The organism is Aquabacterium sp. A3 (genome assembly GCF_038069945.1).
Classification (GTDB): Bacteria; Pseudomonadota; Gammaproteobacteria; order Burkholderiales; family Burkholderiaceae_C; genus Aquabacterium.
Map to the genome: position 1 here is coordinate 1534929 of NZ_JBBPEV010000001.1, position 10791 is coordinate 1545719.

At 67.4% G+C, this 10791-nt stretch carries 9 protein-coding genes; 3 read left to right on the forward strand and 6 right to left on the reverse strand.

The genetic code is table 11. The features are described 5' to 3' along the window. Positions 1-88 precede the first annotated feature (88 nt). Together WNB94_RS06820 and WNB94_RS06825 are read left to right on the forward strand one after the other, a co-directional pair. Positions 89-1411, forward strand: coding sequence for an acyl-CoA dehydrogenase family protein (locus tag WNB94_RS06820; RefSeq protein ID WP_341389258.1), 1323 nt, complete (start codon positions 89-91; stop codon positions 1409-1411). Between the two features lie 51 nt (positions 1412-1462). Continuing rightward, positions 1463-2674 carry an acyl-CoA dehydrogenase family protein gene (locus WNB94_RS06825; RefSeq protein ID WP_341389259.1) on the forward strand — a complete coding sequence of 404 codons (1212 nt, stop codon included), beginning with the start codon at positions 1463-1465 and terminating at the stop codon, positions 2672-2674. 10 nt (positions 2675-2684) lie between these two features. Here WNB94_RS06825 and WNB94_RS06830 read toward each other — a convergent pair whose 3' ends face one another. Together WNB94_RS06830 and WNB94_RS06835 are read right to left on the reverse strand one after the other, a co-directional pair. Beyond that, positions 2685-3884: an aminotransferase-like domain-containing protein gene (locus WNB94_RS06830; RefSeq protein ID WP_341389260.1), complete on the reverse strand. Its 1200-nt coding sequence runs from the start codon at positions 3882-3884 to the stop codon at positions 2685-2687. Positions 3885-3891: 7 nt separating this feature from the next. Further along, positions 3892-4875: a DMT family transporter gene (locus WNB94_RS06835; protein ID WP_341389261.1), complete on the reverse strand. Its 984-nt coding sequence runs from the start codon at positions 4873-4875 to the stop codon at positions 3892-3894. A 106-nt stretch (positions 4876-4981) separates the two neighbouring features. Between WNB94_RS06835 and WNB94_RS06840 the strand changes: the two genes are divergently transcribed. Next, a complete protein-coding gene (locus tag WNB94_RS06840) occupies positions 4982-6400 on the forward strand; it encodes an aminotransferase-like domain-containing protein (protein ID WP_341389263.1) in 1419 nt (472 codons plus the stop codon). Between the two features lie 13 nt (positions 6401-6413). Here WNB94_RS06840 and WNB94_RS06845 read toward each other — a convergent pair whose 3' ends face one another. The 4 genes from WNB94_RS06845 to WNB94_RS06860 all read right to left on the reverse strand — a co-directional run bounded on the left by WNB94_RS06845 (position 6414) and on the right by WNB94_RS06860 (position 10789). Next, on the reverse strand, positions 6414-7286 hold the full coding sequence (locus WNB94_RS06845) for a DUF6279 family lipoprotein (RefSeq protein ID WP_341389264.1): 873 nt from the start codon (positions 7284-7286) through the stop codon (positions 6414-6416). Between the two features lie 158 nt (positions 7287-7444). Beyond that, positions 7445-8677 (reverse strand): cell division protein FtsZ, encoded by a 1233-nt coding sequence (gene ftsZ, locus WNB94_RS06850; protein ID WP_341389265.1) that lies wholly within the window; start codon positions 8675-8677, stop codon positions 7445-7447. 51 nt (positions 8678-8728) lie between these two features. Then, positions 8729-9958 (reverse strand): cell division protein FtsA, encoded by a 1230-nt coding sequence (ftsA, locus tag WNB94_RS06855; protein WP_341389266.1) that lies wholly within the window; start codon positions 9956-9958, stop codon positions 8729-8731. 15 nt (positions 9959-9973) lie between these two features. Next, positions 9974-10789 carry a cell division protein FtsQ/DivIB gene (locus WNB94_RS06860; RefSeq protein ID WP_341389267.1) on the reverse strand — a complete coding sequence of 272 codons (816 nt, stop codon included), beginning with the start codon at positions 10787-10789 and terminating at the stop codon, positions 9974-9976. Positions 10790-10791: the final 2 nt, after the last annotated feature.

Sequence of the window (10791 nt, forward strand, 5' to 3'; positions counted from 1 at the left end):
TGGAACGCGGCTCGACATGCGCTCCAGACTCGACGACCATGACACTTCACACCACATTCGCTCAGCGAAACCTTCACGGAGACACCCCATGAGCAACATCGTCCGCATGGGCCTGCGCACCCTGCGCAAGGTCGCGGCCTCGCCTCAGCTCGACAAATCCGGGCTGCGCGGCCCCACCCAGCGCCTGATTTACGAGGGCACCAAGCTGGGCTTCAAGTCCATCGCCACGGCCAGCCGTGGTTTCAAGCTGGTGCAAGGCGTGGGGTCGGCTCAACGTCCGCAGCGCAAAACCGCCACCGACCTGTTCGACCTGCGCCCCGACGACGAACAGACCATGATGATGGAGGCCATGCGCGTGTTCGCCGACGAACAACTGCGCCCCGCCGCCACACAGGCCGATGCCGACGGTCGACTGGCTCCGTCGCTGGCCACCGCCTTCGCCGAACTGGGCGTGGCCTCGCTGGCCGTGCCCGATGAGCTGGGGGGATCGGGCTCGTCATATGCCGTGATGACCCAGGTGCTGATCGCCGAACAACTGGCCCATGGCGACCTGGGCATGGCCTGGGCCTGTCTGGCGCCCGCCGCCGTGAGCCTGAGCCTCTTGCGCTGGGGCACCGCCCAGCAGCAGGCCACCTACCTGGGTGCTTTCGCGGGTGAGCACCCGCCGCCCGCCGCCCTGGCCATCGTGGAGCCCACGCCCGTGTTCGACCCCTTTGCGCTGCGCACCGTGGCCCGCCCCGCGCCCGGTGGTGGATTTGTGCTGGACGGTGAAAAAAGCCTGGTGCCCGGTGTGGACGGCGCCGAGCTCTTCATCATCGCGGCCGAACTGCCAGGCCAGGGCCCGCGCCTGTTCGTGGTGGAAGCCGGCACCGCCGGCCTGAGCAGCGCCCCCGAGCCCGCCATGGGCCTGCGTGCCGCCGCCACCGGCCGCCTCAAGCTGGACGGCGTGGCCGTGCCAGCCCACGCCCTGCTGGGGGCCGACCAACCCGGCGCCTACCGCGAATGCATCCAGCTGGCCCGCCTGGGCTGGTGCGCACTCAGCATCGGCTGCGCGCAAGCCGTGCTCGATTACCTCATTCCTTACGTGAACGAGCGCGTGGCCTTTGGCGAGCCCATCAGCCACCGCCAATCGGTGGCGTTTGCCGTGTCCAACATCGCCATCGAACTGCAAGGCATGCGCTTGCTGACCTGGCGCGCCGCCGAACTGGCCGACACCCTGGGCGCGGACGACCCCGCCGTGGCCGAGGCCATCACCCTGGCGCGCCGCCAGTGCATCGACAAGGGCATGGCCATTGGCAGCGATGGCGTGCAACTGCTGGGTGGGCATGGCTTCGTGAAAGAGCACCCGGCCGAGCGCTGGTACCGCGACCTGCGTGCCCTGGCCGTGATGGAGGGCGGGATGCTGCTGTGATCTGCAGCCACGGCTTCACCACGCTCACCACATCCTTCAGGACACCCGACCATGATCCATCTCGACACCCCCAAGCGCTTTGCCCCGCTGGTGAACCAGGCCCGTGAAGTGGCCCGCCAGGTGCTGCGCCCCATCTCTCGCCAATACGACCGCGCCGAACACGACCGCCCGGTTGAACTGGACATGCTGGCCGCCGCCATCAACGGCATGAACGACGCCATGGGCGAAATGGGCGCAGGCGCCACCGGCGTGCGCCGCACCGCGCCCCGCAACCCCGACGAAAACGCCAACGGCACCAACCTCTCCACCTGCCTGAGCATCATGGAGCTGTGCTGGGGCGACGTGGGCCTGCTGCTGGGCATGCCTGGCCAGGGCCTGGGCAACGCGGCCATCGCCTCGGTGGCCAACGAAGAGCAACTGGCGCGCTTCAAAGGCCGCTGGGCCGCCATGGCCATCACCGAACCGGGCTGCGGCTCCGACTCGGCCGCCATCCGCACCACCGCCCGCCTGGACGGCGATCACTACGTGCTCAACGGCGAAAAAATCTACGTCACCTCCGGCGACCGCGCCGACCTGGTCGTGGTCTGGGCCACGCTGGACAAGAGCCTGGGCCGTGCGGCCATCAAGTCTTTCGTCGTGGAGAAAGGCACGCCCGGCTTCGAGCTGGCCCGGCTGGAGCACAAGCTGGGCATCCGCGCCAGCGACACGGCCGCCTTCATCCTGAAAGACTGCCGCGTGCCCAAGGCCAACCTGCTGGGCGACCCCGAGATCCAGGCCGAGAAGAGCTTTGCCGGGGTCATGCAGACCTTCGACAACACCCGCCCGCTGGTGGCCGCGATGGCCGTGGGCCTGGCCAAGGCCTGCCTGGACGAGATCACGCCGCTGATGGCCGAGGCTGGCCTGACACTGGACGCCGACCGCCCCCTGCACCGCCAGCCCCACGCCGTGGCCGAACTGGTGCGCCTGCGCGCGGATTACGAAGCCGCACGCCTGCTGACCCTGCAGGCCGCCTGGATGGCCGACAACGGCCGGCCCAACTCGCTGGAAGCCTCGATGGCCAAGGCCAAGGCGGGCCGCACCTGCGTGGACATCGCGCTCAAGTGCGTGGAGCTGGCCGGCGCCGTGGGCTACAGCGAGGTCTCGTTGCTGGAGAAGTGGGCCCGCGACGCCAAGATCCTCGACATCTTCGAGGGCACGCAGCAGATCCAGTTGCTGATCATCGCGCGGCGCCTGCTGGGCAAGTCGTCGGCCGAGCTGAAGTAACGTCCTGGGCTCAGGCCGCGCCCGGCAGGCACGAAGCCAGCCGGCGCACGGCCTCGTCCAGCTGGTCTGGCGACAAGGTGACGAACGACAGGCGCATGCAAGACCGCAGCGCCGAGGCGACCTGACCCGGCACCCCAAAGGCCTCTCCCGGCACGAACGCCACCCCGGCGTTCAAGGCCTGAGGCAACAAGGCCGCAGCGTCCAGCGTCGCGGGCCCTTGCAGCCAGAAAAACATGCCGCCCGCAGGCACCTGCCACTGCCATCCCGGTGGCAAGTGCCTCAACAGGGCCTGGTGCAGGGCGTCGCGCTGGGCCCGGTACCGCTGTCGTACACCCGCCAGGTGGGCGTCCAGGTCAAAGCCTTGCTCCAGCAAGCTGCACACCAAGGCCTGCCCCAGGCTGCTGCTGTGCAGGTCGGCGCCTTGGCGGGCCTGCAGCAGGCGTGCGCCCACATCGTCCAGCCGCGAGGCAGGGCACACCAGATGGCCCAGCCTCAAACCCGGCGCCAGCACCTTCGACCACGAGCCCAGCAGCACCACGTCGTCAGGGGCGTGCGTGAACAAAGGCGGTGGCGGTGCCTGCTCGTACCAGAGCTCACCATAAGGGTCGTCCTCCACCACGGGCACCCCCACGGCGGCGGCCCTCAGCGCCAAGGCGCGACGCCGCTGACTCGACACGCAACGCGCCGATGGATTCTGGTAACTGGGCACGAGGTAGGCCAATCGGTGCCCCGCCCTCAGGCCGTCGGGGAGAGGCCCCTCCGCGTCGGTGGCCCAGGTGTGCCATGCAGGCTGGTAAGGCGCGAAACTCTGCAAGGCGCCCAGGTAACTGGGTTGCTCCACCAGCACGGGCTGCCCTGGCTCGATCAGCACCTTGCCCAAGAGGTCCAGCCCCTGCTGAGAGCCCGAGGTGATCAGCACCTGCTCGGGGGCCACGGGCACGCCATGGGCCGACAGGCGCTGCGCCACCCACTGGCGCAAGGCGGGCCAGCCCTCGCTGGCTGCGTACTGCAAGGCCGACGCGCCACGCTCCAGCCACAGTCGGCGACTGGCTTCGGCCAGGGCCTCGATTGGAAAACTGTCGGGCGAGGGCAGCCCCCCAGCCAGCGACAACACCCGAGACTGCTGCGTGACCTTGAGGATGTCGCGCACGGCCGATGGCCTCATGGCCGCGGTGCGGGCCGCCAATCGCCAGGCTTGGGGCATGCTCATGCGGGCCTCACCTCGCCGATGGCGCACCGCGCCGCAGATGGGACTGCCCGCGCCACACGCACCAGGCCACCCCCACCGCGCACAGCGGTGCCCAGGCACTGACGTGTTCGCCCAGCAGCCAGGCCGACAGCGCCATCGCCCCGAATGGCTGCAGCAACTGCAACTGACTCACCCGCATGGCGTCCTGTGCCAGGGCCGCGTACCAGGCAAAAAAACCCAGCCAGCTGGAACACAAGGCCACGTAAGCCAGCGCCCACCAGGCCTGGGGCTGCACGGTCGCCGCCCATCCCGTGGTCGTGAGCGACCACTGCCACCACAAGCCGGGCGCCGTCACTGGCAAGGCCAGCACCAGCGCCCAAGACATCACCTCGGGTGCCGGTCGCCGCTGGGCCGCGCGCGCGCCCGATACATAGGCCACCGCCGCGCCCACCATGCCGATCAGCAGGCTGACATCGGGCCACCCCGACCACCCCACCGCCAGGCTGGAAGACGTGCTCAGGGCAAAGCCCAGCACCAACGCCATGCCCAGGCCACCAAACCACCAAAACCCTGGGGATGGCCGTTGGCCCAGCCACCCGCTGGCCAGCACGGCCGTCAACAGGGGCAGCACCCCCGTGATGACCGAGGCATGCCAGGCCGGCACCTGCCGGACCGCCCAACCCATGCACGCCGGGAAGACCATGACCCCACCCAGCACCACCCCCATCAGCCAGGGCCACTCTGCGCGGGACGGCCGGCGTGAACGCACCCACCCGAGGTAGAGGGCCGCCGGCAGCGCTGCCAAAGCCCCACGGCCCAGCGCCACCAGCAAGGGTGGCAACTGCGGCGCCTCAGGCGAGCCCGTGGCCACCCGCGTCATGGGGATGGTCATGGCGAACATGGCCACGGCCAGCAAGCCCAGCACCACGGGGCGCCATGGTGTGGCGGGCGGGATGGGTGCGCAGGACGTGGCCGGCGCCCCGGTCAAGGGGACTTGATGTGTGCTGTGCATCTGTGGCAATGTAGGGCTCACTACCAATACAAAACCAGTACAGATGAAAGAACATGTGATCAACCTGTATTGGTATTAGCGCCAATACAGCCCATCAGATTCGACCATGACAGAAGCCCTCAACCGGCACAGCGATCAAAGCCTGACCGAGCAATTGGTGCAGCGCTTTGCCCACCGCATTGAACACCACCTGCTGCCGCCAGGCACGCGCCTGCCCTCGGTGCGCGAATGCGCTCGCACCCACCAGGTCAGCCCTTACACAGTCGTGGCCGCCTACGATCAGTTGCAGGCCAGGGGCCTGGTGGAGGCCCGAAGCCAGCGCGGCTTTTACGTGCGCACCCTGAACAGCGAACGGCCGCGCACCAGCCCACCGCCCCGGCGATCACCGTTCGAGCCCACCCAGCCCATCGACGCCACCGCCCTGATACGAGGCATGTTCCATGCGCCGGGCCAACGCGCCATGCCGGCCCTGGGCACCCTGCCACCCAGCTGGCTGGACGCCGGCATGCTGGGTGCTGCCTTGCGCCGAGTGACGCAGGGCAATGGCCTGGAAGCCCTGAGCCTGAACTACGGCGACCCGGCAGGCGATCTGCGCCTGCGCCATGCGCTCACCCATCGGCTCGACGAAATCGGCCTGAAGGTGGACCCCGGCCAACTCATCACCACCGTGGGTGGCGCCCATGCGCTGGACACCGTGTCGCGCACCTTGCTGCGCGCCGGTGACGCGGTGCTGGTGGACGAGCCCGGCTGGGCGGCCGAGTTCGCGCGCCTGCAACTCATGGGCATGCGCATCCTGCCCGTGCCACGAGGGGTGGACGGCCCCGATCTGAACGTGCTGGCGCAACTGGCGCGCGCCCATCAACCCAAGCTGTATGTCACGGTGTCGGTGCTGCACAACCCCACCAGTGCAATGCTGTCGCCAGGCCATGCCCACCAGGTGTTGCGCCTGGCCGAAGAGCACGACTTCCACATCCTGGAGGACGACATCTACGCCTTCCTGGCCCCGCGACACGCCACCCGCCTGAGCGTGCTCGACGAACTGCGTCGCACCATCCACATCAGCAGTTTCTCCAAGGTGCTGGCCCCAGGCTGGCGGGTCGGCTACATCGCTGCCCCGCCCTCCTTGGTTGATCGGTTCACCAACACCAAGCTGCTGTCCACACTCACCACGCCGCCCGTGCTTGAGCAGGCCCTGGCCCACTGCATGGAGCAGGGCCAGTTGCGACGCCACTGCGAACGGGTGGTGAGTCAACTGGACGCGGCTCGGGCCCGGTGCATGCAACTGGCGCGACACGCTGGCTGCCAGTTCATCACCCCGCCTCAAGGCCTGTTCGGCTGGGTGGACGTGGGGGTGGACACCGAACGGCTCACCCACCCCATGCTGGACGCAGGCTGGCTGATCGCGCCCGGCACCTTGTTTCTCGCGCAGCGTCAGCCCTCCACGCTCATGCGCATCAACATGGCCACCTCGCAAGACGCGGCGTTCTGGAAAGCGCTGCAACGCGCACGAGATCAACTGCGGTGATGCGTCCGCACACTCACGGGCTGCTGGCGATCTCTACCACATCCGCCTGCCAACCGCTCAGGGTGCGCGCCGCATGGGCACGTTGCTCGTCGGTGGTCTGCCCCTGAAACCACGATGCAAACGCACAGCCTGCCTGCACCCAGCGCTGCATCTGCACCTTGCGCACTGGCTCTTGCGGGTCGATGCCATCCAGCACCATGGCCTGCAGGCGCTGAGACGCCTGCTCGGCCGTCACCCCCTGCGTCTGGATGTCGCGCAGCAGTTGCACATACTGCCGCTGAAAGCGCTGGAACTCGTCGAGCACGGTGCGCGCACTGAACGGCAAGGCCATCACCTCGGCGACCAGACGCTGGCGCTGCCCATCGCTGAAATCACCGTACACCCATGAACCCCACTTGAGCATGAAGTCAGCGGCCAGCTCGGCCTGCTCCCGCGGGTCATCGGCGAGGTAGTCGTCACGGAAGTCGTTGTTGATGTCGGTGTAGAAGGTCCGCACCCGCGCCAGTTGCTCAGGGCCCAGGCGCACCATGACCGCCGCCGCCAGCGGCGCCGCACGCGCCAGACCTTGTTTGGCCAGCCCCAGATAGGCTTGTCGCCGCTCACACGCCAGCGCCGGGCTCACCGGCCCGCGCACATCGTCGGCCGCCAGGGCCAGCAAGGCGGCCACCCGTGGCATCTGATCCTGGCGATGCCAGGCAAACCAGCGATGCACCACCGCCTTGACGAGGCTGTACTGTTCCGCATTGAAATGGTGGGCCACGTTGCTGCGCCACTGCACATAGCGCGGGGCCTGCGAATACACCATCTGCAACACGCTGCACGCCGACAGCAACAGCACCACGGCCAGCACGGCCACCCGAGCGGGGGAAGCAACGACAGACTTCATGCCTGCACCGTACCCCAGTGCGGCGGGTCTGTCATGAAGGAAGCTCCTGTCAACCGTTGGTGAACAGGGTTATTCAAGCCAAAATTCAAGCCAAAAGCCCCCCGCCCTGGCAAGGCGGGGGGATCAAAGAGGCAACAATCAGAGAGAGGACCGACCGTTCAGTCGGCTTGCTTGCGCAGGAAGGCCGGGATCTCGATCTCGTCCATGCCATTGCTGGCCAGCGCATCCACGCGGGCCGAAGCCTGCGTGCGGCCCGAGCGCCAGACGCTGGGCGTGTTCAGCCCGCTGAAGTCGTTGCCACCCACAGCGGCGCGGCCCATGCTGGCGGGCGCGACGTGGCCCACCGGATCGGTCAGCACGGGGATGTTGTCGGTGCCGGTGCGGGCAAAGGCCTGCGGGGCGCTGTGCACCACCGTCATCGGGGCCTGCTGGCGACGGGCGCCGCTCAGGCCGGTGGCGATCACGGTCACGCGCAGGGCGTCGCCCAGGCTTTCGTCGTAGGCGGTACCGTAGATCACGTGCGCGTCTTCGGCCGCGTAACGGCGGATGGTGTTCATCGCGTTGCGCGATTCGCTCAGCTTGAAGTTGGCCTTGCCGGCCGCGATCAGCACCAGCACGCCGCGCGCGCCCGACAGGTCGATGCCTTCCAGCAGCGGGCAGGCCACCGCGGCTTCAGCGGCCTTGGTGGCGCGGTCCGGACCGGTGGCCGTGGCGGTGCCCATCATGGCCTTGCCCGGCTCGCTCATCACGGTCTTGACGTCTTCAAAGTCAACGTTCACCAGACCGGGGATGTGGATGATGTCGCTGATGCCGCCCACGGCGTTCTTCAGCACGTCGTTGGCCTTGCAGAAGGCCTCTTCCTGGGTGATGTCATCGCCCAGCACTTCCAGCAGCTTTTCGTTGAGCACGACGATCAGCGAGTCGACATTGGCTTCCAGCTCGGCCAGGCCGGCGTCGGCCTGCTTCATGCGGCGGCCACCCTCGAACTCAAACGGCTTGGTCACCACACCCACGGTCAGGATGCCCATTTCCTTGGCCACGCGGGCGATCACCGGCGCAGCGCCCGTGCCCGTGCCACCGCCCATGCCGGCGGTGATGAACACCATGTGCGAGCCGTCCAGCGCATTACGGATCTGATCCACAGCCTCTTCGGCCGCGGCGCGACCGGCCTCGGGCTTGGCGCCAGCGCCCAGGCCGGAGTTGCCCAGCTGCAGCTGCATCTCGGCGCTGGAGCGGTTCAGGGCCTGCTGGTCGGTGTTGGCGCAGATGAACTGCACGCCTTGCACCCCCTCCTGGATCATGTGTTCGACGGCATTGCCGCCGCCGCCGCCCACGCCGATCACCTTGATCTGCGTGCCCATGTCGAAGTTCTCGATCATTTCGATTGCCATGTCGTGCCTCTCTTTTCTCAAGCAGTTGCCAGTCAAAAACGTGTTGCGATTTCAGAAATTGCCCACAAACCAGTCACGCACCCGACCAAACAGCGTTTGAACGGACCCGGCCTGTTGTGCCGCCTTCATCCCGCGCGTTCGCGCGAGTCTTGCCTCTTCGAGCAAGCCCATGACGGTGGCCGAGCGCGGGCTGGCCACCATGTCGTACAGCGCGCCGGAGTACAAGGGCGTGCCCTTGCGCACCGGCTTGAGGAAGATGTCTTCGGCCAGCTCGACCATGCCCGGCATCACGGCCGAGCCGCCGGTCAGCACGATGCCGGACGACAGCAGTTCCTCGTAACCTGATTCGCGGATCACCTGATGAACCAGCGAGAAGATCTCTTCCACACGCGGCTCGATCACGCCGGCCAAGGCCTGGCGCGAGAGCATGCGCGGCGCGCGGTCACCCAGACCGGGCACCTCCACGTGTTCATTGGGATCGGCCAGCAACTGCTTGGCCACGCCGTGGTCCACCTTGATGTCTTCGGCGTCTTTGGTGGGGGTGCGCAGCGCCATGGCGATGTCGCTGGTGATGAGGTCGCCCGCGATGGGGATGACCGCCGTGTGGCGCACCGAGCCATCGGTGAAGATGGACACGTCGGTGGTGCCGGCACCAATGTCGACCAGGGCCACGCCCAGCGACTTCTCGTCGTCGGTGAGCACCGCCGCGCTCGAGGCGCTGGGGTTGAGGATCAGTTGCTCGACCTCGAGGCCGCAACGCCGCACGCACTTGACGATGTTCTCGGCGGCACTCTGGGCGCCGGTCACGATGTGCACCTTGACTTCCAGACGACCACCGCTCATGCCAATCGGCTCTTTGACCTCATGGCCATCAATGATGAACTCTTGCGGCTCGACCAGCAAGAGGCGTTGGTCATTGGGAATGTTGATCGCTTTGGCGGTTTCCACCACACGCGTCACATCCACGGGCGAGACTTCCTTGTCCCGCACGATGACCATGCCCGTGCTGTTCTGTCCTCGGATGTGGCTGCCGGTGATGCCGGTCCACACGCGGCTGATCTTGCAATCGGCCATCAGCTCGGCTTCTTTGAGCGCCTGCTGGATGGACTGCACCGTGGCGTCGATGTTGACGACCACGCCGCGCTTGAGCCCATGGCTGGGCGCCACGCCCATGCCGGCCAGCCGCAGCTCACCACCGGGCAGAACCTCGGCCACCACCGCCATCACCTTGGCGGTGCCGATGTCCAGGCCGACGACCAGATCCTTGTATTCCTTGGCCATGGTGTATTGGGTGGGTTAACGGGTTGATGAAAGTTGAGGGTTGAAGGTGCTCAGGCCTTGCAGCTTGATGGCATAGCCCTGGGCATATCGAAGATCGGCATAAACCAGTGGGGCGCCATAGGTCTGCGCCAGCGCGGGGTAACTGCGCACAAAACGCTCGGTGCGCAGCAACACGTCTTCAGACCGGCCGCGGCCCAGCTCGATGCGCGCCTCGTTGTCCATCCAGACGGTCCAGCCACCGCGCTCATTGAGGCGCAGGCTGTGCACCTCGCCCAAAGGCGCCAGCACCGGCTGCAGTTGGTGCAGCATGGCCAGCATCTCGGCGGCCTGTTCCGGCGTGGCCTCGGTGGGGCCGCGCAACACCGGCAGGCCCTCATCCTCGACGTCACCCAGGTTGGCTTCAAACACCTCGCCAAAGCGGTTGACCAGCTCTTCTTCCCGGCCATCGTGGTGCCAGTAAGCCGCCGCCTGGTGCTCTTCCAGGTGCACACGCACCTCGTTGGGCCACACGCGCCGCACCACCGCCCGTCGCACCCAGGGCAAGGACTCGAACACCTCGCGGGTGTCGGCCAGGTCGATGCTGAAGTAGCCGCCCTGGAGGCGAGACACGGTGTTGGCCCTCACCGTCAGCAGGTTGTGCCGGTTCAGATCACCATCGATGACGATGTGCTGCACATCGAACCAGGGCAAGCGCGCCACGCTGATCACGCCCCAGACCAGCACCATGGCCAGCCCCAGACCGGCCAGCACGGCCGAGCCCAGGTTCATCCAGCGGATGTCCTGCGGCACGGTGTGCTCGGTGCGGGGGTGAAGGGCGTTGGCGGCCAGCATGG

Coding starts and splice junctions, on each gene's coding strand:
- WNB94_RS06820 (WP_341389258.1), top strand. CDS start 89: ATGAGCAACATCGTCCGCATGGGCCTGCGCACCCTGCGCAAGGTCGCG.
- WNB94_RS06825 (WP_341389259.1), top strand. CDS start 1,463: ATGATCCATCTCGACACCCCCAAGCGCTTTGCCCCGCTGGTGAACCAG.
- WNB94_RS06830 (WP_341389260.1), bottom strand. CDS start 3,884: ATGAGCATGCCCCAAGCCTGGCGATTGGCGGCCCGCACCGCGGCCATG.
- WNB94_RS06835 (WP_341389261.1), bottom strand. CDS start 4,875: ATGCACAGCACACATCAAGTCCCCTTGACCGGGGCGCCGGCCACGTCC.
- WNB94_RS06840 (WP_341389263.1), top strand. CDS start 4,982: ATGACAGAAGCCCTCAACCGGCACAGCGATCAAAGCCTGACCGAGCAA.
- WNB94_RS06845 (WP_341389264.1), bottom strand. CDS start 7,286: ATGAAGTCTGTCGTTGCTTCCCCCGCTCGGGTGGCCGTGCTGGCCGTG.
- ftsZ (WP_341389265.1), bottom strand. CDS start 8,677: ATGGCAATCGAAATGATCGAGAACTTCGACATGGGCACGCAGATCAAG.
- ftsA (WP_341389266.1), bottom strand. CDS start 9,958: ATGGCCAAGGAATACAAGGATCTGGTCGTCGGCCTGGACATCGGCACC.
- WNB94_RS06860 (WP_341389267.1), bottom strand. CDS start 10,789: ATGCTGGCCGCCAACGCCCTTCACCCCCGCACCGAGCACACCGTGCCG.